Below are 24,843 nucleotides of genomic sequence, written 5' to 3'. Positions count from 1 at the left end.
TTCCGGCCACCTACTGTCGTGCCATCCGGAGGCCGCGGGTACGGGCGGATGTCCCCGCGACCAGCCTCCGGTCGCTTCCCCCGCACGACACGCCACCGAGGTGACCGAAGGAGGGCCCATGGCCGTCGACTACACAGTGATCGTCCTGTATCTGGCCGGCATGCTCGCGATGGGCTGGTGGGGCATGCGCCGCGCCAGGTCCAAGAGCGAGTTCCTGGTCGCGGGCCGTCGCCTCGGGCCCTGGATGTACTCCGGCACCATGGCCGCGATCGTCCTCGGCGGCGCCTCCACCATCGGCGGTGTCGGCCTCGGCTACACGTACGGGCTCTCCGGCGCCTGGATGGTCTTCGCCATCGGTCTCGGGCTGCTCGCCCTCTCCGTCTTCTTCTCCGCGCGGATCGCGCGCCTGAAGGTCTACACCGTCTCCGAGATGCTCGACCTGCGCTACGGCGGCCGGGCCGGCGTCATCTCCGGCGTCGTCATGTGGGCGTACACCCTGATGCTCGCGGTCACCTCGACCATCGCGTACGCCACCATCTTCGACGTCCTCTTCGACCTGCCCCGCACGGTCGCGATCGTCCTCGGCGGCACCATCGTCGTGGCCTACTCGACGCTCGGCGGCATGTGGTCGATCACCCTCACCGACATGGTGCAGTTCGTCGTGAAGACCGTCGGCGTGCTGCTCCTGCTGCTGCCGATCGCCGTCGTCAAGGCCGGCGGCTTCGCCGAGATGAAGGCCGCGCTGCCCACCTCGTACTTCGAGCCCCTCGGCATCGGCGGCGAGACGATCTTCACCTACGTGCTGATCTACACCTTCGGCATGCTGATCGGCCAGGACATCTGGCAGCGGGTCTTCACCGCCCGCACCGACGAGGTCGCCCGGTGGGGCGGCACCGTCGCCGGCACCTACTGTCTGGCGTACGCGCTGGCCGGCGCCGTCATCGGCACCGCGGCCAAGGTGATGTACCCGAAGCTGCCCAGCGCCGACGACGCCTTCGCCACCATCGTCAAGGACGAGCTGCCCATGGGCGTGCGGGGCCTGGTCCTCGCCGCCGCGCTCGCCGCCGTGATGTCCACCTCCTCCGGCGCCCTCATCGCCTGCGCCACCGTCGCCAACAACGACATCTGGTCACGTCTGCGCGGCGCCGTGACGAAGGACGGCGGGACCGAGGGGGCCGGGCACGACGAGGTGAAGGGCAACCGCCTCTTCATCCTGGTCATGGGCGTCGCCGTCATCGGCATCGCCATCGCCCTCAACGACGTCGTCCAGGCCCTCACCGTCGCCTACAACCTGCTGGTCGCCGGTCTGCTGGTGCCGATCCTCGGCGGGCTGCTGTGGCGCCGCGGCACCGTCCAGGGCGCGCTCGCCGCGGTCGGCGTCGGAGGCCTGGCCGTGATCGGCCTGATGTGGACTTACGGAATCTTGGCAAATGAGCCTGTTTACTATGGTTTGTTGGCCTCGCTCGCCGCGTATGTGATCGTTTCCCTGGCGACCCGCCCGACGGACGCCGCCGTGCTCGCGAACTGGCGCGCCCGGCTGGCAGGCCAGGACACCCCCGCCGAGCCCGACCCCCCGGTCCCGGCACCCGCGACCGCCTGACGGCGGCCGCACCGCAGACGTCCGGCGGGCCCCGCGACCCGGGGCCGGCCGGAGCCACCGATACACCCCAGGAGGACCCGACCATGAGCAGCAGCGACCAGAACACCCCGCGCGGCCCGATCGACTCGTCCCGCATCCCGCGGTACGCCGGTCCCGCGACGTTCGCCCGGCTGCCGCGGCTCGACGAGGTCGGCACCGCCGACGTCGCCGTGGTCGGCATCCCCTTCGACAGCGGCGTCTCCTACCGCCCCGGCGCCCGCTTCGGCGGCAACGCCATCCGCGAGGCCTCCCGCCTGCTGCGCCCCTACAACCCGGCGCAAGACGCCTCCCCGTTCGCCCTCGCCCAGGTCGCCGACGCCGGTGACATCGCGGCCAACCCGTTCAACATCAACGAGGCCGTCGAGACCATCGAGGCCGCCGCCGACGACCTGCTCGCCACCGGCGCCCGCATGATGACCCTGGGCGGCGACCACACCGTCGCGCTGCCGCTGCTGCGCTCCGTCGCCAAGAAGCACGGCCCCGTCGCCCTGCTCCACTTCGACGCCCACCTCGACACCTGGGACACCTACTTCGGCGCCGAGTACACCCACGGCACCCCGTTCCGCCGGGCCGTCGAGGAGGGCATCCTCGACACCTCCGCCCTCTCCCACGTCGGCACCCGCGGCCCGCTGTACGGCAAGCAGGACCTCACCGACGACGAGAAGATGGGCTTCGGCATCGTCACCTCGGCGGACATCTACCGCCGCGGCGCCGACGAGGTCGCCGACCAGCTCCGCCAGCGCATCGGCGACCGCCCGCTCTACATCTCCATCGACATCGACTGCCTCGACCCGGCCCACGCCCCCGGCACCGGCACCCCCGAGGCCGGCGGCATGACCTCGCGCGAGCTCCTGGAGATCCTGCGCGGCCTGTCCTCCTGCAACCTGGTCTCCGCCGACGTCGTCGAGGTCGCCCCCGCGTACGATCACGCCGAGATCACCGCCGTCGCCGCCTCGCACACGGCGTACGAGCTGACCACGATCATGTCCCGCCAGATCGCGGCGAGCCGCGCGGCGCAGTAGTACCGCCGGGCGTGCCCACCCTTCCCGCAGGCCCGGGAGGGCGGGCACGCCCCGGCCACCGGCCGCCCCCGACCGACCACGCCACGCCCGAGGGACCCATGACCCACGACCATGACCTCGTCCTGCGCCCCACCGCCGCCCAGACGGAGGCCGCCCTCGACCCGCCCGCGGGGCGGAACGGCGGCGACCTCGTCGTCGAGACCCTCGCCGGCCTCGGCGCCACCACCGTCTTCGGCCTCCCCGGCCAGCACGCCCTCGGCATGTTCGACGCCCTGCGCCGTTCCTCGCTGCGCTACGTCGGCCTCCGCGTCGAGAACAACGCGGGCTTCGCCGCCGACGCGTACGGCCGGGTCACCGGCGAGGCGGCCCCGCTGCTGCTCTCCACCGGGCCCGGCGCCCTGATGTCGCTCGCCGCCCTCCAGGAGGCGGCGGCCGCCTCCGCGCCGGTGCTCGCCATCGGCAGCCAGGTCCCGGCGGCCGGGCTCGGCGGCGGCCGGCACGGCTACCTCCACGAGCTGCGCGACCAGCAGGCCTCCTTCCGGGACATCGTGAAGTCCGTGCACACGGTCCGTACGCAGTCCCAGATCCCGTCCGCCATCGCCGCCGCGTGGGAGTCGGCGCTCACCGCCCCGCACGGGCCGGTGTGGGTGGAGATCCCGCAGGACGTCCTCCTCGCCGAGACCATCCTGCCGGTCGTCACGGCGATGGACGCGACGCCCGAGGCGATCGCCCCGCGCCCCGAGCTGACGGCGGTCGCCGCCGACCTGCTGGCCAGGGCCGAGCGGCCCGCGGTCATCGCGGGCGGCGGGGTCGTCCGCGCCGACGCCTCCGGCAAGCTGCTCGCCCTGGCGGAGCGCCTGAACGCCCCGGTGGTCACCACCTTCGGCGGCAAGGGCGCCTTCCCCTGGGAGCACCCGCTGTCGCTCCAGTCCTGGCTGGAGGACCGGCACACCACCGACTTCCTGGAGGACGCCGACGTCCTCCTCGTGGTCGGCTCCGGCCTCGGCGAGCTCTCCTCGAACTACCACACCTTCGCCCCGCGCGGCCGGGTGATCCAGATCGAGGCCGACGCCGGGAAGCTGGAGTCCAACCACCCGGCCCTCGGCATCCACGCCGACGCCCGGCTCGCCCTCCAGGCCCTCCTGGAGACGGTGCCCGAGCGGCCCGACCCGACGGCGCCGGAGCGCGTGCGCACGGTCCTGGCGAAGGTCCGCGACCGGCTCGACGCCCAGGACCTGGGCCTGGAGCGGCGGATCGTGGACGCGGTCCGCGCGGCGCTGCCGGACGCGGCGCCCAGCTTCTGGGACATGACGATCCTGGCCTACTGGGCCTGGTCCGCCTTCGACCCCCGCCGCCCCAACACCATGCACTCCGCCCAGGGCGCCGGCGGCCTGGGCTACGGCTTCCCGGCGGCGCTCGGCGCGGCCGCCGCCGACCCGACCCGGCCCGTGCTCGCGGTGTCGGGCGACGGCGGCGCGATGTACTCGATCGCGGAGCTGGCGACGGCGAAGCAGTACGGCTTCGACGTCACCTGGCTGATCGTCGACGACGGCGGCTACGGCATCCTGCGCGAGTACATGACCGACGCGTTCGGCGAGGCCACCGCGACCGAGCTGGCCCGCCCGGACTTCGTCGCCCTCGCCGGGTCCTTCGGCGTCCCGGCCGTGCTGAGCTCCCCGGACACCCTCACCGAGGACCTCGCCGCGGCCCTGAGGACGCCGGGCCCGTCCGTGGTGGTCCTCCCGGCCCTGCTGCGCATGTTCGAGCCGACGCACCTGTAGTCACATCCGTCAGCGGGGCGGCGGTCCCGCCGGCCGCTTTGTTGCGGCGGGATGAAATCGCACGTCGCCCGCGTTGGCCCTTCCGGTAGAGCAGCACGGACGGGAGGCGCCACGTGGCGGCGGTGGGGCAGGAACAGTCGGGGAAGCAGGGCTGGGCGCGCCGGCTCGCCGGGTACGCGTGGCGCTACAAGGCGAACGTCGTGCTCGCGCTGGGGTCCTCCCTGGCGGGCATGGCCGTGCTCGCGCTCGTCCCCCTGATCACCAAGGTGGTCATCGACGACGTCATCGGCGCGAAGACCGGCTCCCTGGGGCTGTGGACCGGTCTCCTCGTCGCCTCCGCCGTGGTCGTCTACGGCCTCACCTACGTGCGCCGCTACTACGGCGGCCGGCTCGCCCTCGACGTCCAGCACGATCTGCGCACCGAGATGTTCGGGACCATCACCCGGCTCGACGGGCGCCGGCAGGACGAGCTGTCCACCGGGCAGGTCGTCGGCCGGGCCACCAGCGACCTCCAGCTCATCCAGGGTCTGCTGTTCATGCTCCCGATGACCATCGGGAACGTCCTGCTGTTCCTCATATCGCTCGCCGTGATGGCGGTGCTCTCGCTGCCCCTGACCCTGGTCGCCCTCGCCGTCGCCCCCGCCCTGTGGTGGATAGCCCGGCGCAGCCGCAGCCGCCTCCACCCCGCCACCTGGTACGCCCAGGCGCAGGCCGCGACGGTCGCGGGCGTCGTCGACGGCGCCGTCACCGGCGTCCGGGTCGTGAAGGGCTTCGGGCAGGAGGACCAGGAGACCGGCAAGATCCGCGAGGCCGGACGCCGGCTCTTCGCGGGCCGGCTGCGCACCGTCCGGCTCAACGCGAAGTACACCCCCGCCCTCCAGGCCGTCCCCGCCCTCGGACAGGTCGCCGTGCTCGCCCTCGGCGGCTGGCTGGCCTACAAGGGCCAGATCACCCTGGGCACCTTCGTCGCGTTCTCCTCGTACCTCGCCTCGCTCGTCGGGCCGGTCCGCATGCTCGCCATGGTGCTCACCGTCGGCCAGCAGGCCCGCGCCGGCGTCGAGCGGGTCCTGGAGCTCATCGACACCGAGCCGAGCCTGCGGGACGGCACCAAGGAGCTCCCGGCCGACGCGCCCGCCAGCGTCGAGTTCGACGACGTCTCCTTCGCGTACGAGACGGCCAACGGCAAGGTCAGCCCCGTCCTGGAGGGCTTCTCGCTGGAGATCCGGCCCGGCGAGACCGTCGCCGTCGTCGGCGCCTCCGGCTCCGGCAAGTCCACCGTCTCGCTGCTGCTGCCCCGCTTCTACGACGTGACGCACGGCGCCGTCCTCGTCGGCGGCCTCGACGTCCGCGAGCTCACCCTCGACTCGCTGCGCGCCGCCGTCGGCCTGGTCCCCGAGGACAGCTTCCTGTTCTCCGACTCGGTCCGCGCCAACATCGCGTACGGCGTGCCCGACGCCACCCAGGAGCAGATCGAGACGGCCGCCCGCGCCGCCCAGGCGGACCGTTTCATCGCCGAGCTGCCCCAGGGCTACGACACCAGGGTCGGCGAGCATGGCCTCACCCTCTCCGGCGGCCAGCGCCAGCGCCTCGCCCTGGCCCGCGCGATCCTCACCGACCCGCGGCTGCTCCTCCTCGACGACGCCACCTCCGCCGTCGACGCCAAGGTCGAGCACGAGATCCACGAGGCCCTGAAGTCCGTCATGGCGGGCCGCACCACCCTGCTCATCGCCCACCGCCGCTCCACCCTCGGCCTCGCCGACCGGATCGCCGTCCTCGACGAGGGCCGGCTCGCCGACATCGGCACCCACGAGGAGCTGGAGGAGCGCTCCGCGCTCTACCGGCGCCTGCTCACCGACCCCGACGAGCTGGGCGCCGTCTCGCCCGGACACACCCTGCCCGCCGCCGTCCCGGAGGACCGCACGCTGCGGGCCGAGCTGGACGCCGAGTTCGACGCCGAGCGGGGCATCACGCCCACCCTGTGGGTGCGCGAGGAGACCGACAACCCGGACGCGGCCGTTCCCGGCGCCTCCGGCGCGACCCCCGAGCTGCTGGCGGCCGTCGAGGCCCTGCCGCCCGCCTCCGACACCCCGGACATCGACGAGGCCCGCGCCGTCTCCCCCGAGGAGTCCTACGGCCTCCGGCGCCTGCTGCGCGGCTTCGGCGCGCCCCTGATGATCAGCCTCGGCCTGGTCGCCCTCGACGCGGGCGCCGGCCTGCTGCTGCCGGTGCTCATCCGGCACGGCATCGACAAGGGCGTCAACGAGCTCGCCATCGGCGCCGTCTGGGCGGCCTCCGCCCTCGCCCTGCTGACCGTCCTCGTCCAGTGGGTCGCGCAGACCGCCGAGACCCGGATGACCGGCCGCACCGGCGAGCGGATCCTGTACGCGCTGCGGCTGAAGATCTTCGCCCAGCTCCAGCGGCTCGGCCTCGACTACTACGAGCGCGAGCTCACCGGTCGGATCATGACCCGGATGACCACGGACGTCGACGCCCTGTCGACCTTCCTCCAGACCGGCCTGGTCACCGCCTTCGTCTCCGTCGTCACCTTCTTCGGCATCATGGGCGCCCTGCTCGTCCTGGACGTCCAGCTCGCGCTGGTCGTCTTCGCGACCCTGCCGGTGCTCGCCGTCGCCACCTACTACTTCCGCCGCGCCAGCGTGAAGGCGTACGAGCTGGCCCGCGAGCGGATCAGCGGGGTCAACGCGGACCTCCAGGAGTCGGTCGCCGGGCTGCGGATCGTGCAGGCCTTCCGGCGCGAGCGGGCGGGCGCCGAGCGCTTCGCGGCCCGCAGCGAGGAGTACCGCGAGGCCCGGGTGCACGGCCAGTGGCTGATATCGGTCTACTTCCCGTTCGTCACCCTGCTCTCCTCGGTGGCCGCCGCCGCCGTCCTGATCGTCGGGGCGAACCGGATCGAGGCCGGCTCCCTGACCACCGGCGCCCTGGTCGCCTACCTGCTCTACATCGACCTGTTCTTCGCGCCCGTGCAGCAGCTCTCCCAGGTCTTCGACGGCTACCAGCAGGCCGCCGTCTCGCTGAAGCGGATGCAGGAGCTCCTCCAGGAACCGACCTCCACCGCCGCCGCGCCCGCGCCGCTCGACGTGCTCTCGCTGCGCGGCGAGATCGCGTTCGAGGACGTGTCCTTCGCCTACGGGGCCGAGGAGGAGGCGCTCACCGGCATCGACCTGCGGATACCGGCCGGCCAGACGGTCGCCTTCGTCGGCGAGACCGGCGCGGGCAAGTCCACGCTGGTCAAGCTGGTCGCCCGGTTCTACGACCCGACGGGCGGCCGGGTCACCGCCGACGGCACCGACCTGCGCGACCTCGACCTCACCGCGTACCGGCACCGGCTCGGTGTCGTGCCGCAGGAGGCGTACCTGTTTGCCGGAACGGTCCGCGACGCCATCGCCTACGGCCGTCCGGACGCCACCGACGCCCAGGTGGAGGCCGCGGCCCGCGCGGTCGGCGCCCACGACATGATCGCCACGCTCGACGGCGGCTACCTCCACGAGGTCGCCGAGCGCGGCCGCAACCTGTCGGCGGGCCAGCGGCAGCTGATCGCCCTGGCCCGCGCCGAGCTGGTCGACCCCGACGTGCTGCTGCTCGACGAGGCCACCGCCGCCCTGGACCTGGCGACCGAGGCGCAGGTCAACGCGGCCACCGACCGCCTCGCCGGCCGCCGCACCACCCTGGTGGTCGCCCACCGGCTCACCACGGCGGCCCGCGCCGACCGGGTGATCGTGATGGACCACGGCCGGGTCGCCGAGGACGGCACCCACGAGGAGCTGCTGGCCCTCGACGGGGTGTACGCCGGACTGTGGCGCACCTTCATCGGCGAGGACACCGAGCCTGCCGAGGGCACGGACGAGGCCGAGCCGGAGCGGGTGTAGGCGCGGGGGCGGAGCCGAGCTGAGGGCCCCCGGGGACGGCTGGCCGTCCCCGGGACGGTCGCCGGTCGGCCCCGTCGCGCGGCCCACGGACCCGGGCCGGGTACCCCTCCGGGCCCAAGATGAGTACCCGTGCCCATGCGCACGCGCCCGGGACACGATGTGATGCGGGGTATGAGCAACTCCGTCCCCGCCGCTCCCGTCCCCGCCCCCAGCCGTCGCGTCCGCGTCTGGGCCCTGGTCTCGGCCGGTCTGCTGGTGCCCGCCACCGTTCTCGCCGGGATCCTCGCACTCAGCGCGGACCACGCCGGCCGTTGCGTCGGCTATGCCGAGGACTGCGGCTCCAACCCCGGCTGGATGTACGCCGGAAGCCTCGGCCTCGCCGTCGTCGCCCTGGTCGTGGCGCTCGCCGCGTCCAAGGAACCGGTCCGCCGGGCCGCCCTCGCCACCCAGGTCGTCGCCGAGCTGGTCTTCCTGCTGATGGTCGTCACCACCTTCGCGTAGGCAACCGAACGGGCCCCCGCCGCGTCGTATGCACGTACGACAGGGGCAGGGGAAAGGGATGCGCATGCGCGGTGAGGTCCGGAAGACCGGGACGAGACGGCGACTCTCCCTGCCTCCCAGGTGCGTCGGGTACGTCCTCGCCCTGCTGCTCGCCACCGGCGGCCTGGTGCTCGCCGGGCCCGCCGCCGCTCCGGCGGAGGCCGCCTCCGTCTGCCACGGGCGCCCCACCCGTACGGTCGCGTTCGCGACCGGCGAGCTCCGGCTCTACCGGACCCGGCAGTACGTCTGCGCCGTCGCGGTGGCCAAGCGGCCCGGTGCCCCGAGGACCATGACGGTGTCGCTCCGGCCGCGCGGCGGACGGGCCGCCGTGAACTCGGGCCGGTTCGCCCGGCAGGCGGGGCCGGTCACGGTGCACGCCCTCAACCGCTGCGTGCAGGCCTCCGCCACCATCGACGGCCGGTCCGTCGCGACCGGCTGGATCCTGTGCTGAACCGTATGTAATGCCCAACCAGGTCTGGCGGTCCGCACGTTGACCCGGCTAGGTTCACGACACCGTTGTGAACCAAGGGGAGGGTGAATGCGTAAGTCGCTCAGATGGCTGGTGTCGCTTTCGGTGCTCATAGGCACCGTCGGATCCACGGGCGTGGCCACCGCCGCGGACACGGAGACCGGCCGCACCGCCGTCGCCGACGCGCAGAGCACGGACATCAAGGACCGCCTCCTGGCGATACCCGGGATGAGCCTGATCGAGGAGAAGCCGTACGCCGGCTACCGCTTCTTCGTCCTGAACTACGAGCAGCCGGTCGACCACCGGCGCCCCTGGGCGGGCACGTTCCAGCAGCGGATCTCGGTCCTGCACAAGGACACGGACCGCCCCACCGTCTTCCGCACCAGCGGCTACGGACTCAGCACCACCCCGAGCCGGGCCGAGCCGACCCGGATCATCGACGGCAACCAGATCTCCATGGAGTACCGGTTCTTCACGCCGTCCCGGCCGCAGCCCGCCGACTGGTCGAAGCTGGACATCTGGCAGGCCGCCAGCGACCAGCACCGCATCTTCACCGCGCTGAAGTCGGTCTACGGCAAGAAGTGGCTCTCCACCGGCGCCTCCAAGGGCGGCATGACGGCCACCTACTACGAGCGCTTCTACCCGCGTGACATGGACGGCGTCGTGGCCTACGTGGCCCCGAACGACGTCGTCGACAAGGAGGACTCGGCGTACGACCGGTTCTTCGAGCGGGTCGGCACCAAGGACTGCCGCGACCGCCTCAACAACCTCCAGCGCGAGGCGCTGGTGCGCCGCGAGCCGCTGGAGAAGAAGTACGAGGCCTGGGCGAAGTCCGAGGGCGCCACCTTCGACACCATCGGCTCGCTCGACAAGGCCTACGAGGCCGTCGTCCTCGACTTCGTGTGGGGCTTCTGGCAGTACTACGGCCAGGACGTCTGCGACCAGATCCCGGACGCCGCGACCGCGAGCGACGACACCGTCTACGAGACGATCGACGCCTACTCGGGCTGGTCCGCCTACACCGACCAGGGCCTGGAGACGTACACCCCGTACTACTACCAGGCGGCGACCGAGCTCGGCTCGCCCAGCATCAAGCAGCCGCACCTGGCCGGTCTGAGCCGCTACGGCTACCAGCCCGCCCGCAACTTCGTGCCGCGCGAGATCCCCATGAAGTTCAAGCCGTGGGTCATGCGGGACGTGGACCAGTGGGTCCGCAAGAACGCGAACAAGATGCTGTTCGTCTACGGCGGCAACGACCCCTGGGGCTCCGAGCCCTTCCACCTCGGCAAGGGTGCGCGCGACAGCTACGTGTACGTCGCGCCGGGTGCCAACCACGGTGCCAACGTGGCCGGTCTGGTCGAGGCCGAGAAGGCCAACGCCACCGCCCGCATCCTCGCCTGGGCCGGTGTCGACGCCCCGGCCGTGAAGGCGGCCAAGCCGCTGGCCCGCTTCGACGCCCGCATCGACCGGACGGTCGACGAGGACGCCACCCGGGAGCACGGCCTGCGCCCGTAGTCCCGTGCCGTACGGCCTGAGCCGGCACCCCGCCGTGTACGGGGGGTGCCGGCTCACGCCCGTTCCGGGCCGGCCGGCGGGCGCTGTCCGCCGCCGTCAGCGGTAGGTGAGCCCGTGGCCGATCGGGTAGAGCACCTGGGACGGATCCTGGGCGCTCTGCACGGCGACGGGCAGCCGCCCGCGCGGCTTCGCCCGGCCCGTGATCACCCGTACGGCGGCGCGGAGTTCGACGTCCGTCCAGGAGTACGTGGCGAGGACGGCGCGCTGTCCGGTGCTCCGGGCGGCGTCGTACGGGTTGCGGAGCGCGATCGTCACCACCGGCACCCCGGTCGCCGTGAGCCGTGCCAGCAGGGTGAGCTGGCTGGTGGTCGGGGTGAGGTTGTACGTGCCGACGACGACGACGTCCTGTCCGGCCGCGGCCGCCACCGCCTGCTCGATCAGCGCCGGGGTCGGCGCGCTGCCGGTGGACAACGCCCGTGCCGTGTAGCCGAGTTCGGTGAAGGCGGCGGCGAGGACGGCGGTCGGCGGACCGGTGCTGGCGGACGGCGAGGCCGGGTCGGCGCCGACGACGAGCACCTTCGGGTGGGTGCGGCGGCTCAGCGGGAGGAAGCCCTCCTCGTTCACCACCAGGGTCGTGGTGCGCTCCGCGATCCGGTCGGCGCGGGCCAGGTGGGCCCGGGTGCCGACGGTCCGGTCCACCCCGGTGGAGGTGACGTACGGGTCGTCGAGCAGACCCACCCGCGCCTTCAGCCGCAGGATCCGCAGGATCGATTCGTCGAGCCGCGCCTCGGTCAGCTCGCCGTCCTGGACGGCCTTCAGGACCGCGTTCCAGGCCACGTCCAGGTTCGGCGGGTTGAGCAGCTGGTCGGCGCCCGCCTTGAGGGCGAGGACGGGGACGCGCTCGTCGCCGTACTTGGTGCGCACGCCCTCCATGCTGAGGGAGTCGGTGACCACCACGCCGTCGAAGCCGAGCCGCTCGCGCAGGATGCCGGTGAGGATCGGCCGGGACAGGGTCGCCGGGTCGCCGCTCGGGTCGAGCGCGGGGACCACGATGTGGGCCGTCATGATCGACTCGATGCCGGCGCGGATCGCGGCCCGGAACGGCGGTGCGTCCGTGGCTGCCCACTGCTCGGCGGTGTGGGTGATGACGGGCAGCCCGTTGTGGCTGTCGACGGCCGTGTCGCCGTGGCCCGGGAAGTGCTTCGAGGTCGCCGCGACCCCGGCCCGCTGGTAGCCCTTGACCTGGGCGGCGACCAGGCCCGCGACCGCTTCGGGGTCGGCGCCGAAGGAGCGGACGCCGATGACCGGGTTGGCCGGGTTGACGTTGACGTCGGCGACCGGCGCGTAGTCCTGCCGGATGCCGAGGGCGGCGAGTTCGGCGCCCGCGATCCGGCCGGCCGAGTGGGCGTCCTCGTGCGAGCCGCCCGCGCCGAGCGCCATGGCGCCGGGCAGCAGGGTGGCGGGCTTGCCGATCCGGGCGACGATCCCGTGCTCCTGGTCGGTCGACAGGAGGAGCGGGACCGGGGTGTCCTGGGCGAGGGCGGCCCGCTGGATGCCGTTGGAGAGCTCGGCGATCTGGTGCGGGTCGCGGGTGTTGTGCGCCCAGGCGAAGTAGATGATGCCGCCGACGTGGTAGCGCTCGACGAGCTCGGCGGCGGTGCGGACGCCGATCTCCTTGAGGTTGGCGTCGACGTCGGCCTGGTCGGGGGTGGTGGCGGAGTGCCCGTACACCCTCATGACGAAGAGCTGGCCGACCTTCTCCTCCAGGGACATCCGGGAGATCAGGCCCTGGAGGGCGCGGTCGCCGTGGCGCCGCTCGTCGGCGTGGGCGACCGGGACGGTCACGCCCGTGACGGCGGCGGCCGCGGCCGCGGCGGTCACCGTGAGGAGGGTCCGGCGGGACGGGACGGGGGAGGGCTCGGGTGAGGGGGCGCGGTGGTGCAACTGATGCTCCTTCCGGCCGTGCGGGGTGGTGGGAGGAAGAGTGAAGGAAACTTCCAAGGAGTCACGGATAGCCGGAAAGTAACTGCCAGGTCAAGGACCCGCACAAGAAACGCGTGTGGTTGTAGTGCTTATGCCGCCCTTCGCGCCCCGTGCCGCCCCGCCCGGCGCGCGCTCAGGCCGCCGACGCCACCTCGGGCCACAGCTCCTGGAGCGTGCGGACGGTCTCGGTGATCGCGGGCCGCCGCGCCGCCCCGGACCGCCACAGCGCCCGCAGCCGCCGCGTCGGGACCGGATCGAGGTGCACCGGGGCCACCTCCGGAGGCAGCGCCCCGCGACCCAGGCGCGGCACGAGGGCTACCCCGAGCCCGGCGGCCACCAGGGCGACCTGGGTGTGGTTCTCCTCCGCCTGATGGGCGATCAGGGGCTCGCAGCCGGTCGCCCGCAGCGTCCGCATCAGCCAGTCGTGGCACACCGTCCCCGGCGGCTGGGTGATCCACCGCTCCCGGGTCAGGTCCTCGCGGCGCACCGACTCCCGCGCCGCCAGCGGATGCTCCCGCGGCACGAGGACGTCGCACCGGTCGTCGCCGATCACCGCCTGCTCCACGCCGGGCGGTACGGGCAGCGGGGCGATGTCCCAGTCGTGCGCGACGGCCAGGTCGATCACGCCCCGCGCGACCAGGTCGACGGAGAGGTGCGGGTCCACCTCCGACAGGCGCACGTCCAGCTCCGGGTGGCGGCGGGCCAGATCGGCGAGCGCCCCGGGCATCAGACCGCGCGCCGCGCTCGCGAAGCAGCCGATGGTGAGCCGCCCGGCGGGCAGCCCCCGGCGCTCCTCCAGGCGGACCTCGGCCTCCTCCACCAGGGACATCAACTGCTGTGCGGTGTCGGCCAGTTGCCGGGCATCGTCGGTGAGCCGGACGCCCCGGCCGCTGCGTTCGAGCAGGGTCGTGCGGGTCTCCCGCTCCAGCTTGGCGATCTGCTGCGAGACGGCCGAGGGCGTGTAGCCGAGGGCCGCGGCGGCCGCGCCGACGCTGCCGTGGACGGCGACGGCGTGCAGGGCGCGCAGACGTCCGAGATCGAGCACGGGAGCCTCCGTGGGGCGTGGGGCGTGGGGCATGGCGTGGAACCTGGGCCGTGGAGCGTGGGCGCTCCCGCCGACCGCCACCCGGCCGTGGGCTGGGCGGCGCATCCGGATGTAGCGATGCTTCATCCAACCATGAAGGAATCCGTGCTGGTGCTACACGGTCCGGCCGGGTGATCCTCGTCCGTATGCGCCCTGCCCACCTCGCCCTCGCCGCCCTGGTCGCCGCCGTCTGGGGAGTCAACTTCGTCGTCATCGAGATCGGCCTCGACCACTTCCCGCCGCTGCTCTTCTCCGCCCTCCGCTTCCTCGTCGCCGCCCTCCCCGCGGTCTTCTTCGTCGGGCGCCCCAAGGTGGCGTGGAAGTGGATCGTGGGCGTGGGCCTGGTCCTCGGCGTGGCCAAGTTCGGACTGCTCTTCACCGGCATGGACCTCGGCGCGCCGGCCGGCCTGTCCTCCCTGGTCCTCCAGGTGCAGGCCGTCTTCACCGCCCTGTTCGCCTTCCTCGCGCTCGGCGAACGCCCGGGACGGGTCAAGCTGCTGGGCATGGGCGTCGCCCTGGCCGGCATCGGCGTCGCCGCCGTCGACGAGGGCGCCTCGGGCGCCTCCCTCACGGGCTTCGCCCTGATCGTCGCCGCCGCCGCGTGCTGGGGCGTCTCCAACGTCCTCACCCGCAAGGCCGCCCCGCCCGACGCCCTCAACTTCATGGTCTGGGTCAGCACCGTGCCCGTCCTGCCGCTGCTCGCCCTCTCCCTGCTCCTCGAAGGCCCGGACCGGGACCTGGCGGCGCTCCGCGCCCTGGACCCGGCCGGTGCGGGCGTGATCGTCTACGTCGCCTGGATCACGACCGTCTTCGGCTTCGGGGCCTGGGGCTGGCTCCTCCGCCGTCATCCGGCGTCCTCGGTGGCACCCTTCTCCCTCCTGGTCCCGGTCTTCGGGATGAGCTCCGCCGCTCTCTTCCTGGGCGAGTCGGTGAGCCCGCTGCGGTGGTGCGCGGCGGCGCTCCTGGTCGGGGGAGTGGCCCTGGCCTCGGTGAGCCCCGGAAGGCGGCCGGGCGCACAAACCGCTGGTGCGGCGGGGGCTCCGGCACGTAACGTGCACGTGCCCTCAGTCGAGGACCTCGCCCCCTCCGTACCGAAAGAGCGTGCATGACCTTCGAGAACGTCACCGTCGACAGCCCCGCCCCCGCCCCCGGAGCCCTCCTCCTCGTCGGCATCCCGGGCAGTGGCAAGAGCACCGTCGCGGCGGCCCTCGCGGCCCGGTTCGAGCGGTCCGCGCACATCGAGGTCGACCACCTCCAGGAGCTGATCGTCCAGGGCTGCCACTGGCCCACCCCGGACGGCGACCCGGAGGCGGACCGGCAGATCCTGCTGCGTGCCCGCAACGGCTGCCTGCTGGCGGACAGTTTCGTCACCGCGGGCTTCCTGCCCGTCCTGGACGACGTGGTCGTGCGCCGCTCCCACCTCGACTTCTACCGCGCCCACGTGACGGCCGGCCCGCTCCACGTGGTGGTCCTGGCCCCCGGCCCGGAGAAGGCCTGGGAGCGCAACAACGCGCGCCACAAGAAGCTCACGACCAACTGGGCCTTCCTCGACGAGGCCATGCGCGAGGAGCTGACCGGCGAGGGCGTCTGGATCGACAACGCGGAACAGACGGTCGAGGAGACCGTGGACGCGGTCCTGGCGGCTACGGGGCTGGACGCGGCCGCGCGCACCGCTTGAGCGGCGTCCGGGGCGAGCCAGGCGGCCCGGTCACCCGGCCCGCCTGGGTGCCCGGCGGCATGCGCCGCTCCTCCTGACCCGCTCAGCCCACGTTGCTGTCGGTGTTCGTACCGATGCCCAGCTGTCCGACGTTGTTGCGCCCCAGGTGACGACGGTTCCTGGTTCGTCGGCCCGCGCGTCGGCCGCCCGTACGCCGCCGGAGGCCCGTACGCCCGCGGCGTGCCCGTCGCGGCCTGCGCGGTCTGCCACTGCCGTGGTGCGAAGCCATGAGCGTGTCGCGGCCATGCGGGGGGTTTGAGCCGGGGTCAGCTCCGACTCATGTCCGCGGCGTCCCCGTCGACCCCCGCACCACCAGCTCCGCCGGGATCGTCGCCAGGCCGCCCGGCGGGGGCTCCTCCGCGCCGAGGGCCAGGCGGCCCGCGCGGAGGCCCGCCTCGTGCAGGGGGAGCCGTACGGTCGTGAGCGCGGGGACCGCGTCGATCGAGAAGGGCAGGTCGTCGAAGCCCGCGACGGAGACGTCGCCCGGGATGCTCAGGCCCCGGTCCCGCAGGGCCGCGCAGACGCCCAGGGCGACCGTGTCGTTGGCGGCGACGACGGCGGTCAACCCCGGATCGAGGCGCAGGAGTTCGCCGGTCGCCTCGTAGCCGGACGGGCGGTCGTAGCGGCCGTGCACGGCGGGGCCCTCGGGCACCCCCGCGGCGGCGAGCGCCGCGCGGTGGCCCTCCAGGCGGTGCCGGGTCGTCGTGCGGTCGGCCGGCCCCGCCACGTAGCCGATCCGCCGGTGGCCGAGGGCCAGCAGGTGCTCGGTGAGGCGGCGCGCGCCCGCCCGGTTGTCGAAGGCGAGCGTGGCCGCCGTCGCGTCACCGGGGACCGGGGGCCGCCCGCACAGCACCACCCGGGTGCCCGCGTCGGCGAGCCGCGCCAGCTTGGCCGCGGTCGCCGCGAGGTGCTCCGGGTCCTCCAGGGAGCCGCCGGTGAGGATCACGGCGGCGGCCCGCTGCCGCTGGAGCAGGGTGAGGTAGGTGAGTTCGCGCTCGGGGGAGCCGCCGGTGTTGCAGACGACGGCGAGCTTCTCGCCGCCCCCGGTACGGCCCGGTCCGCCTTCGCCGATCGCGCTCTGCGCGGCCCCCGCCATGATCCCGAAGAAGGGGTCGGCGATGTCGTTGACCAGGATCCCCACCAGGTCGGACGTGGCGGCGGCGAGCGAGCTCGCGGGGCCGTTGGGGACGTAGTCCAGCTCGCCGACCGCGCGCAGCACCCGTTCCCGGGTGGCGGCGGCGACCGGGTAGTTGCCGTTGAGGACGCGCGAGACGGTCGCCGGGGAGACCCCCGCGCGGGTGGCCACGTCCGCCAGGGTGACGGTCATCGCGTACGTACCTCCAGGGCCTTGTCGGCGGTGATGTCGGCAGGCTAGCGTCACCGCCTGTAGAAAGCGCTTTCTATCGTGCGCTTTCCATCCCGCGCCTCCCTCCCGTGCGGAGGCGCGGCACCCGGCCGGTGAGAGGAAGAGCTCCGTGACACGCAGAACGGTCCGCATCGCCATGAACGGCGTCACCGGACGCATGGGCTACCGCCAGCACCTCGTCCGCTCGATCCTCGCCCTGCGCGAGCAGGGCGGACTCGACCTCGGCGACGGCGAGACCCTGTGGCCCGAGCCGGTCCTCGTCGGCCGCCGCGAGCCCGCCCTGCGCGCCCTCGCCGAGCGGCACGGCCTCGCCGAGTGGTCCACCGACCTCGACGCGGTCCTCGCCGACCCCACCGTCGACGTCTACTTCGACGCCCAGGTCACCTCCGCCCGCGTCGAGGCCCTCAAGAAGGCCATCGCCGCCGGCAAGCACGTCTACACAGAGAAGCCCACCGCCACCGGCCTCGACGGCGCGCTGGAACTCGCCCGCCTCGCCCGCGACGCCGGCATCCGCCACGGCGTCGTCCAGGACAAGCTGTTCCTCCCCGGGCTGCGCAAGCTGAAGCGCCTCGTCGACGGCGGCTTCTTCGGCGAGATCCTCTCCGTGCGGGGCGAGTTCGGCTACTGGGTCTTCGAGGGCGACTGGCAGGAGGCCCAGCGACCCAGCTGGAACTACCGCGCCGAGGACGGCGGCGGCATCGTCGTCGACATGTTCCCGCACTGGGAGTACGTGCTCCACGAGCTCTTCGGCCGGGTCACCACCGTCACCGCCCACGTCGCCACCCACGTCCCGCGCCGCTGGGACGAGCGGGGCAAGCCGTACGAGGCCACCGCCGACGACGCCGCGTACGGCATCTTCCAGCTGGAGAGCGGCGCCGTCGCCCAGATCAACTCCTCCTGGGCGGTCCGCGTCCACCGCGACGAACTCGTCGAGTTCCAGGTCGACGGCACCCACGGTTCCGCCGTCGCCGGACTGCGCGGCTGCCGCGTCCAGCACCGCTCGGGCACCCCCAAGCCGGTCTGGAACCCCGACCTCCCGCTCGGCGCGGGCGATTCCTTCCGCTCGCAGTGGAACGAAGTCCCCGACAACGCCGAGTTCGACAACGGCTTCAAGGCCCAGTGGGAGCTCTTCCTGCGCCACGTCGCCCTCGGCGAGCCCTACCACTGGGACCTGCTCGCGGGCGCCCGAGGCGTCCAGCTCGCCGAACTCGGCCTCCGCTCGGCCGCCGAGGGCCGCCGCCTCGACGTCCCGGAGGTGACCCTGTGAGCCCGGCCCCGATCCGGCTGCCCCAGGTGGGCGGCGGCGTACGGGAGTACCGGCCGCGCGCCGAGCCCGCGTGCCCCGGCACCACCGGCGGCCCCCTGGTCTCCCGTACCGTCCTCTCCGCCGCCCACGTCGTCGCCGACCCGTACGCCGACACCACCCCCGACTCCCCCGCCGCCGTCGACTGGGACGCCACCCTCGCCTTCCGCCGCCACCTGTGGGCGCACGGCCTCGGCGTAGCCGAGGCGATGGACACCGCCCAGCGCGGCATGGGCCTCGACTGGGCGGGCGCGGCCGAGCTGATCCGCCGCTCCGCCGCCGAGGCCAGGGCCGTCGGCGGCCGCATCGCCTGCGGCGTCGGCACCGACCAGCTCACCGGTCCCGCCGGCCTCCCGGCGGTCCTCGCGGCGTACGAGGAACAGCTCGCCCTGGTCGAGGACGCCGGCGCGCAGGCCGTCCTCATGGCCTCGCGCGCCCTCGCCTCGGCCGCCCGGTCCGCCGAGGACTACCTGGACGTGTACGGGCGGCTGCTGCGGCAGGCGCGCGAGCCGGTGATCCTGCACTGGCTCGGCCCCATGTTCGACCCCGCCCTCGACGCCTACTGGGGCTCCGCCGACCTCGACACCGCCACCGAGACCTTCCTGGCGGTCATCGCCGCCCACCCCGACAAGGTCGACGGCATCAAGGTCTCCCTCCTCGACGCCCGCCGCGAGGTCGAGCTGCGCCGCCGCCTGCCGCGGGGCGTCCGCTGCTACACCGGGGACGACTTCCACTACCCCGAGCTGATCGCGGGCGACGCGCACGGCTTCAGCCACGCCCTGCTCGGCGTCTTCGACCCGCTCGGCCCGCTGGCCGCCGAGGCGGTCCGGATCCTCGACACCGGGGACACCGAGGGCTTCCGCGCCCTCCTCGACCCCACGGTCGCGCTCTCCCGCCACCTCTTCCAGGCCCCGACCCGCTTCTACAAGACGGGCGTCGTCCTCCTCGCCTGGCTGGCCGGGCACCAGGACCACTTCGCGATGGTCGGCGGTCTCCAGTCGGCGCGCTCCCTGCCGCACCTCGCCCGCGCCTACGAACTCGCCGACGGCCTCGGGCTGTTCCCCGACCCGGAGCTCGCCGCCGCCCGGATGCGCTCCCTGCTCACCGTGTACGGAGTCCCCCGATGAACCTCGACCGCCTCTCCGTCAACCAGATGACGGTCAAGCAGCTCCCGCTGCCCGAGCTCGTCGCCCACTGCGTCCGGCTGGGCATCCCGGGCGTCGGGCTGTGGCGCGAGCCGGTCCGGGCGTACGGGGTCGAGGACGCCGCCGCCCTCGTGCGGGACGCGGGGCTCGCCGTCACCACCCTGTGCCGGGGCGGCTTCTTCACCACCGACGGCTGGGAGGAGGACAACCGCGCGGCGATCGACGAGGCGGCGGCGCTCGGCACCGACACCCTCGTCCTCGTCTCGGGCGGCCTCCCCGAGGGCAGCCGCGACCTGCCCGGCGCCCGCGCGCGCATCGCCGACGCGATCGGTGCCCTCGTCCCGTACGCCAGGGAGCGGGGCGTGCGCCTGGCCATCGAGCCGCTGCACCCGATGTTCGCCTCCGACCGCTGCGCCGTCTCCACCCTGGACCAGGCCCTGGAGATCGCCGAGCGCTTCCCCGCCGCGCAGGTGGGCGTCACCGTCGACACCTACCACCTGTGGTGGGACGACCGCGCCCCGGCGGCCGTGGCCCGCGCGGGAGCGGCCGGCCGCATCCACTCCTTCCAGCTCGCCGACTGGACCACCCCGCTGCCGGCCGGAGTGCTGCACGGACGGGGGCAGTTGGGCACGGGCGCGATCGACCTGCCCGGCTGGGCGGCCCTCGTCGAGAAGGCCGGGTACACCGGACCGGTGGAGGTCGAGCTCTTCAACGACGTGCTGTGGGCGAGGGACGGGGCGGAGGTCCTGGAGGAGACCCTGGAGGCGTTCCTGGCGGTGTGAGGGAGGCGCGGGGGGTGCCGTGCGGCCGGGGTGCTCGGTGCCGGCTCCCGGCGCCGGCGCCCTCCCGCGCCCGCTACTTCCGGCCGCCGCCCAGGATGTCCCCGAGCCCGCCGCCCTTCTTGGCGGCCGCCCGCCTGGTGAGCACGGCCAGGACCACCGGCACCAGGAGTTCGACCGCGCGGTTGACGGTCGGGGCCGGGATGCCGGTCTTCTTGGCGACCGCGTCGGCCGCGGGCTTGGCCAGCTTGGCGAGCACGCCGGCCATCAGGCCGCCGCTCACCAGGCCGCCGAAGGCGGCGACGCCCTGGAGCGGCGGCTCGGCGGTGGAGACCTCGGTGACGGCGGCCCGGACCTCGTCCGCGCTGGCCGGTTCCGCCGCGGCCGAGCGCAGCTCGCCGGAGAGCTCCGCCACCGAGTCGCCGGCGAGCCGGCGCGCCTCGGAGGCGTCCGAGCCGAGCAGGCCGGCGATCTCCTGGAGCCGGTCGTCGCCGAGCTCGCTCAGGACGTCGTCCTGGAATGATTCGTCACTCATGCCAGAAACGCTACGGTTCCTCCCGTGGCCCGGCATCCCGGAGCCGTCCGGGGAGCGGGAGTTGTCCACAGGCCGGGGAGCCGTCTTGTCCACAGGCCCGGCGGGATGTCCGAGGCCTTCGCTACCTTCGGGGCATGTCCCATCTGGCAGTCCTCGAAGGGGTCCTGGAGCGGATCACCTACGCGAACGAGGAGAGCGGCTACACCGTCGCGCGGGTCGACACCGGCCGCGGCTCCGGCGACCTGCTCACGGTCGTCGGGGCGCTGCTCGGCGCCCAGCCGGGGGAGTCGCTGCGGATGGAGGGCCGCTGGGGCTCCCACCCGCAGTACGGGCGCCAGTTCACCGTGGAGAACTACACGACCGTCCTGCCGGCCACCATCCAGGGCATCCGGCGCTATCTCGGCTCCGGCCTCGTCAAGGGCATCGGGCCGGTCTTCGCCGACCGCATCACGACCCACTTCGGCCTGGACACCCTGCAGGTCCTGGAGGAGGCGCCCAAGCGCCTGATCGAGGTCCCCGGCCTGGGCCCGAAGCGCACGAAGAACATCGCGGCGGCGTGGGAGGAGCAGAAGGCCATCAAGGAGGTGATGGTCTTCCTCCAGGGCGTCGGCGTCTCGACCTCCATCGCCGTGCGGATCTACAAGAAGTACGGCGACTCCTCGATCTCCGTCGTGCGGAACCAGCCCTACCGGCTCGCCGCCGACGTCTGGGGCATCGGCTTCCTCACCGCCGACCGGATCGCGCAGGCCGTCGGCATCCCGCACGACAGCCCCGACCGGGTCCGCGCCGGCCTGCAGTACGCGCTGTCGCAGTCCACCGACCAGGGCCACTGCTTTCTCCCGGAGGAGCGGCTCATCGCGGACGCGGTGAAGCTGCTCCAGGTCGACACGGGCCTGGTCATCGAGTGCCTGGGCGAGCTCGCCGAGGACCCGGAGGGCGTCGTCCGCGAGACGGTGCCGGGGCCCGAGGGGCTGCCGGTGACCGCCGTGTTCCTGGTCCCGTTCCACCGCGCGGAGCTCTCCCTGGCCGGGCAGCTCCGGCGGCTGCTCGGGGCGGCGGAGGACCGGCTGCCGGCCTTCCGGGACGTGGCCTGGGACAAGGCGCTGGCCTGGCTAGCGGACCGGACGGGGGCGTCGCTGGCGCCCGAGCAGGAGGAGGCCGTGCGGCTCGCCCTGACCCGCAAGGTCGCCGTGCTGACCGGCGGCCCCGGCTGCGGCAAGTCCTTCACGGTCCGCTCGATCGTGGAGCTGGCCCGCGCCAAGCGGGCCAAGGTGGTGCTCGCCGCCCCCACCGGGCGGGCCGCCAAGCGGCTCGCCGAGCTGACCGGGGCCGAGGCGTCCACGGTCCACCGGCTCCTGGAGCTGAAGCCGGGCGGCGACGCGGCCTACGACCGGGACCGCCCGCTCGACGCCGACCTGGTGGTGGTCGACGAGGCCTCCATGCTCGACCTGCTGCTGGCGAACAAGCTGGTCAAGGCGGTGGCACCGGGTGCCCATCTGCTCCTGGTCGGCGACGTGGACCAGCTGCCCTCGGTCGGCGCGGGCGAGGTCCTCGGCGATCTGCTGGCCCCGGGCAGCCCGGTCCCGGCCGTCCGGCTGACCCGGATCTTCCGCCAGGCCCAGCAGTCCGGCGTGGTCACCAACGCGCACCGGATCAACGAGGGCCTCCCGCCCGTCACGACCGGCCTGCCGGACTTCTTCCTGTTCGCCGAGGAGGAGACCGAGGACGCCGCCCGGGTGGCCGTGGAGGTCGCGTCCCGCAGGATTCCCGCCAAGTTCGGGCTCGACCCGCGCCGGGACGTCCAGGTCCTCGCGCCCATGCACCGGGGCCCCGCCGGGGCCGGCGCGCTCAACGGGCTGCTCCAACAGGCCATCACCCCGGCCCGCCCGGATCTGGCCGAGAAGCGCTTCGGCGGCCGGGTGTTCCGGGTCGGCGACAAGGTCACCCAGGTCCGCAACAACTACGAGAAGGGCGCCAACGGCGTCTTCAACGGCACGGTCGGCGTCGTGGCCTCCCTCGACCCGGTGGAGCAGCGGCTCGTGGTGCGCACGGACGAGGACGAGGAGGTGCCGTACGACTTCGACGAGCTGGACGAGCTCGCCCATGCCTACGCTGTGACCATCCACCGCTCCCAGGGCAGCGAGTACCCGGCGGTGGTGATCCCGGTCACCATGAGTGCCTGGACCATGCTCCAGCGGAATCTGCTCTACACGGCCGTCACCCGCGCCCGGAAGCTGGTGGTGCTGGTCGGCTCGCGCCGCGCGATCACGCAGGCGGTGCGTACGGTTTCGGCCGGACGGCGCTTTACCGCACTCGCACATCGGCTCACAGGGGGCAGTCTGGTGTGAAAGATCACGGAGGACTTCCGGAACCGGGGCGAAGGGGGCAGGATAAGCAGGTTGGCGGCACTGAGTGCCGCCGATTGGCCCAATGGTCGACCCCGAGTGCACTCTCCTGAGCCAAATGGGGGATGGTAGAGACAGTCAGGGCACCTCGAAGAAGAGGCACTACGTCGGTGAGGGATGACGTGAGCGACAACTCTGTAGTACTGCGGTACGCGGACGGTGAATACACCTACCCGGTGGTCGAGAGCACCGTCGGCGACAAGGGCTTCGACATCGGGAAGCTCCGAGCCCAGACCGGTCTGGTCACCCTGGACAGCGGATACGGCAACACCGCCGCCTATAAATCCGCCATCACCTATCTCGATGGTGAGCAGGGCATTCTGCGGTACCGCGGCTACCCCATCGAGCAGCTGGCCGAGCAGTCCACCTTCCTTGAGGTGGCCTCCCTGCTGATCAACGGCGAGCTTCCGAAGGCCGACGAGCTCGAGGCCTTCCAGAACGAGATCACCCAGCACACGCTGCTGCACGAGGACGTCAAGCGCTTCTTCCAGGGCTTCCCGCGCGACGCCCATCCGATGGCGATGCTGTCCTCCGTGGTCTCGGCGCTGTCCACCTTCTACCAGGACAGCCACAACCCGTTCGACGAGCAGCAGCGTCACCTCTCCACGATCCGGCTCCTCGCCAAGCTGCCGACGATCGCCGCTTACGCGTACAAGAAGTCGATCGGTCACCCGTTCGTCTACCCGCGTAACGACCTCGGCTACGTGGAGAACTTCCTGCGCATGACCTTCTCGGTCCCGGCGCAGGAGTACGAGCTCGACCCGGTCGTGGTCGCGGCGCTCGACAAGCTGTTGATCCTCCACGCGGACCACGAGCAGAACTGTTCGACCTCCACCGTCCGCCTGGTCGGCTCCTCGCAGGCGAACATGTTCGCCTCGATCTCCGCCGGCATCTCGGCCCTGTGGGGCCCGCTGCACGGTGGCGCCAACCAGTCGGTCCTGGAGATGCTCGAGGGCATCAAGGCCAACGGCGGCGACGTCGACTCCTTCATCCGCAAGGTGAAGAACAAGGAGGACGGCGTCCGCCTGATGGGCTTCGGCCACCGGGTGTACAAGTCCTTCGACCCGCGCGCGAAGATCATCAAGGCTGCGGCGCACGACGTCCTCTCGGCCCTCGGCAAGTCCGACGAGCTGCTGGACATCGCGCTCAAGCTGGAGGAGCACGCGCTCTCCGACGACTACTTCGTCTCGCGGAACCTGTACCCGAACGTGGACTTCTACACGGGTCTGATCTACCGCGCGATGGGCTTCCCGACGGAGATGTTCACCGTCCTGTTCGCCCTCGGCCGCCTCCCGGGCTGGATCGCCCAGTGGCACGAGATGATCAAGGAGCCGGGCTCCCGCATCGGCCGCCCGCGTCAGATCTACACCGGCGTCGTCGAGCGCGACTTCGTCCCGGTCGAGTCCCGCTGAGCGCGTTGACTCCCGCCCGCTGACGCGCGTCCTCGCGGAGGCGCGTCCCCGCGGAGCGAAAAGCGCCCCGCCGCCGATCCCCCCACGGGTCGGCGGTCGGGGCGCTTTCCATATCCCGGTGCGGATTCCCCCCACGGGATCCGGGCCGGGCGTCTGCTCGCGCGGTCTGCCGGGGAACGTACGGGAGGGCCGCTCAAAGCTCCCCGTGCACGTGCCCCGGCCGCGCTTGCCTGGGACGTCCCCCAAGACATCCCATGAACG

The 24,843-nt window shown here is 73.0% G+C and carries 18 protein-coding genes; 14 read left to right on the top strand and 4 right to left on the bottom strand.

Annotated features, from left to right (window positions below; genetic code table 11):
* Positions 1 to 118 precede the first annotated feature (118 nt).
* From OG309_RS13220 to OG309_RS13190, 7 genes are all read left to right on the top strand, one after another.
* Positions 119 to 1,600, top strand: a complete 1,482-nt coding sequence (locus OG309_RS13220) for a sodium:solute symporter (RefSeq protein WP_329420767.1) — start codon at positions 119 to 121, stop codon at positions 1,598 to 1,600.
* An 83-nt stretch (positions 1,601 to 1,683) separates the two neighbouring features.
* On the top strand, positions 1,684 to 2,661 hold the full coding sequence (gene speB, locus OG309_RS13215; protein WP_329420765.1) for an agmatinase: 978 nt from the start codon (positions 1,684 to 1,686) through the stop codon (positions 2,659 to 2,661).
* A gap of 98 nt (positions 2,662 to 2,759) precedes the next feature.
* On the top strand, positions 2,760 to 4,442 hold the full coding sequence (locus OG309_RS13210; RefSeq protein ID WP_329420764.1) for a thiamine pyrophosphate-binding protein: 1,683 nt from the start codon (positions 2,760 to 2,762) through the stop codon (positions 4,440 to 4,442).
* Positions 4,443 to 4,555: 113 nt separating this feature from the next.
* Positions 4,556 to 8,329 (top strand): ABC transporter ATP-binding protein, encoded by a 3,774-nt coding sequence (locus OG309_RS13205; RefSeq protein ID WP_329420763.1) that lies wholly within the window; start codon positions 4,556 to 4,558, stop codon positions 8,327 to 8,329.
* A 171-nt stretch (positions 8,330 to 8,500) separates the two neighbouring features.
* Positions 8,501 to 8,830 carry a hypothetical protein gene (locus OG309_RS13200; RefSeq protein ID WP_329420762.1) on the top strand — a complete coding sequence of 110 codons (330 nt, stop codon included), beginning with the start codon at positions 8,501 to 8,503 and terminating at the stop codon, positions 8,828 to 8,830.
* 64 nt (positions 8,831 to 8,894) lie between these two features.
* Positions 8,895 to 9,320: a hypothetical protein gene (locus OG309_RS13195; protein ID WP_329420761.1), complete on the top strand. Its 426-nt coding sequence runs from the start codon at positions 8,895 to 8,897 to the stop codon at positions 9,318 to 9,320.
* 87 nt (positions 9,321 to 9,407) lie between these two features.
* Positions 9,408 to 10,853 (top strand): aminopeptidase, encoded by a 1,446-nt coding sequence (locus OG309_RS13190; RefSeq protein ID WP_329420760.1) that lies wholly within the window; start codon positions 9,408 to 9,410, stop codon positions 10,851 to 10,853.
* Positions 10,854 to 10,949: 96 nt separating this feature from the next.
* Here OG309_RS13190 and OG309_RS13185 read toward each other — a convergent pair whose 3' ends face one another.
* Together OG309_RS13185 and OG309_RS13180 are read right to left on the bottom strand one after the other, a co-directional pair.
* Positions 10,950 to 12,797 carry a glycoside hydrolase family 3 protein gene (locus OG309_RS13185; RefSeq protein WP_329420759.1) on the bottom strand — a complete coding sequence of 616 codons (1,848 nt, stop codon included), beginning with the start codon at positions 12,795 to 12,797 and terminating at the stop codon, positions 10,950 to 10,952.
* Between the two features lie 172 nt (positions 12,798 to 12,969).
* Positions 12,970 to 13,881, bottom strand: coding sequence for a LysR family transcriptional regulator (locus tag OG309_RS13180; protein WP_329420757.1), 912 nt, complete (start codon positions 13,879 to 13,881; stop codon positions 12,970 to 12,972).
* A gap of 185 nt (positions 13,882 to 14,066) precedes the next feature.
* Between OG309_RS13180 and OG309_RS13175 the strand changes: the two genes are divergently transcribed.
* Both OG309_RS13175 and OG309_RS13170 read left to right on the top strand, forming a co-directional pair.
* Complete coding sequence (locus OG309_RS13175) at positions 14,067 to 15,029, top strand: EamA family transporter (protein WP_329420755.1); 963 nt, start codon at positions 14,067 to 14,069, stop codon at positions 15,027 to 15,029.
* A complete protein-coding gene (locus OG309_RS13170) occupies positions 15,026 to 15,598 on the top strand; it encodes an AAA family ATPase (protein ID WP_329420754.1) in 573 nt (190 codons plus the stop codon). The genes OG309_RS13175 and OG309_RS13170 overlap by 4 nt, the downstream gene beginning before the upstream one ends.
* A 316-nt stretch (positions 15,599 to 15,914) precedes the next feature.
* On the opposite strand, the gene OG309_RS13165 is transcribed toward OG309_RS13170, so the two are convergent.
* On the bottom strand, positions 15,915 to 16,964 hold the full coding sequence (locus OG309_RS13165; protein WP_329420752.1) for a LacI family DNA-binding transcriptional regulator: 1,050 nt from the start codon (positions 16,962 to 16,964) through the stop codon (positions 15,915 to 15,917).
* Positions 16,965 to 17,112: 148 nt separating this feature from the next.
* On the opposite strand from OG309_RS13165, the gene OG309_RS13160 reads away from it, so the two are divergent.
* Genes OG309_RS13160 through OG309_RS13150 form a run of 3 tightly spaced genes read left to right on the top strand, consistent with a single transcriptional unit; the run spans position 17,113 to position 20,233 of the window.
* Positions 17,113 to 18,270, top strand: a complete 1,158-nt coding sequence (locus OG309_RS13160) for a Gfo/Idh/MocA family protein (protein WP_329420751.1) — start codon at positions 17,113 to 17,115, stop codon at positions 18,268 to 18,270.
* A complete protein-coding gene (locus OG309_RS13155) occupies positions 18,267 to 19,433 on the top strand; it encodes a dihydrodipicolinate synthase family protein (RefSeq protein WP_329420749.1) in 1,167 nt (388 codons plus the stop codon). Before OG309_RS13160 ends, OG309_RS13155 begins: the two co-directional genes overlap by 4 nt.
* On the top strand, positions 19,430 to 20,233 hold the full coding sequence (locus OG309_RS13150; RefSeq protein WP_329420748.1) for a sugar phosphate isomerase/epimerase family protein: 804 nt from the start codon (positions 19,430 to 19,432) through the stop codon (positions 20,231 to 20,233). The genes OG309_RS13155 and OG309_RS13150 overlap by 4 nt, the downstream gene beginning before the upstream one ends.
* A gap of 73 nt (positions 20,234 to 20,306) precedes the next feature.
* Here OG309_RS13150 and OG309_RS13145 read toward each other — a convergent pair whose 3' ends face one another.
* Positions 20,307 to 20,765, bottom strand: a complete 459-nt coding sequence (locus tag OG309_RS13145; protein ID WP_329420747.1) for a DUF937 domain-containing protein — start codon at positions 20,763 to 20,765, stop codon at positions 20,307 to 20,309.
* A 134-nt stretch (positions 20,766 to 20,899) separates the two neighbouring features.
* Between OG309_RS13145 and recD2 the strand changes: the two genes are divergently transcribed.
* Together recD2 and OG309_RS13135 are read left to right on the top strand one after the other, a co-directional pair.
* Positions 20,900 to 23,113 (top strand): SF1B family DNA helicase RecD2, encoded by a 2,214-nt coding sequence (gene recD2, locus OG309_RS13140; RefSeq protein ID WP_329420745.1) that lies wholly within the window; start codon positions 20,900 to 20,902, stop codon positions 23,111 to 23,113.
* 179 nt (positions 23,114 to 23,292) lie between these two features.
* Positions 23,293 to 24,582 carry a citrate synthase gene (locus tag OG309_RS13135; RefSeq protein WP_329420743.1) on the top strand — a complete coding sequence of 430 codons (1,290 nt, stop codon included), beginning with the start codon at positions 23,293 to 23,295 and terminating at the stop codon, positions 24,580 to 24,582.
* The last annotated feature ends 261 nt before the right edge of the window (positions 24,583 to 24,843 follow it).

Source organism: Streptomyces sp. NBC_01268 (genome assembly GCF_036240795.1).
GTDB lineage: Bacteria > Actinomycetota > Actinomycetes > Streptomycetales > Streptomycetaceae > Streptomyces.
This window is presented reverse-complemented; position numbering and strand designations above follow the sequence as displayed.

Bases quoted from the DNA above. Each gene is read 5' to 3' on its own strand.
- speB (WP_329420765.1), top strand. From the start codon at position 1,684: ATGAGCAGCAGCGACCAGAACACCCCGCGCGGCCCGATCGACTCGTCC.
- OG309_RS13200 (WP_329420762.1), top strand. From the start codon at position 8,501: ATGAGCAACTCCGTCCCCGCCGCTCCCGTCCCCGCCCCCAGCCGTCGC.
- OG309_RS13195 (WP_329420761.1), top strand. From the start codon at position 8,895: ATGCGCGGTGAGGTCCGGAAGACCGGGACGAGACGGCGACTCTCCCTG.
- OG309_RS13145 (WP_329420747.1), bottom strand. From the start codon at position 20,765: ATGAGTGACGAATCATTCCAGGACGACGTCCTGAGCGAGCTCGGCGAC.
- OG309_RS13165 (WP_329420752.1), bottom strand. From the start codon at position 16,964: ATGACCGTCACCCTGGCGGACGTGGCCACCCGCGCGGGGGTCTCCCCG.
- OG309_RS13220 (WP_329420767.1), top strand. From the start codon at position 119: ATGGCCGTCGACTACACAGTGATCGTCCTGTATCTGGCCGGCATGCTC.
- OG309_RS13210 (WP_329420764.1), top strand. From the start codon at position 2,760: ATGACCCACGACCATGACCTCGTCCTGCGCCCCACCGCCGCCCAGACG.
- OG309_RS13170 (WP_329420754.1), top strand. From the start codon at position 15,026: ATGACCTTCGAGAACGTCACCGTCGACAGCCCCGCCCCCGCCCCCGGA.
- OG309_RS13175 (WP_329420755.1), top strand. From the start codon at position 14,067: ATGCGCCCTGCCCACCTCGCCCTCGCCGCCCTGGTCGCCGCCGTCTGG.
- OG309_RS13190 (WP_329420760.1), top strand. From the start codon at position 9,408: ATGCGTAAGTCGCTCAGATGGCTGGTGTCGCTTTCGGTGCTCATAGGC.
- recD2 (WP_329420745.1), top strand. From the start codon at position 20,900: ATGTCCCATCTGGCAGTCCTCGAAGGGGTCCTGGAGCGGATCACCTAC.
- OG309_RS13150 (WP_329420748.1), top strand. From the start codon at position 19,430: ATGAACCTCGACCGCCTCTCCGTCAACCAGATGACGGTCAAGCAGCTC.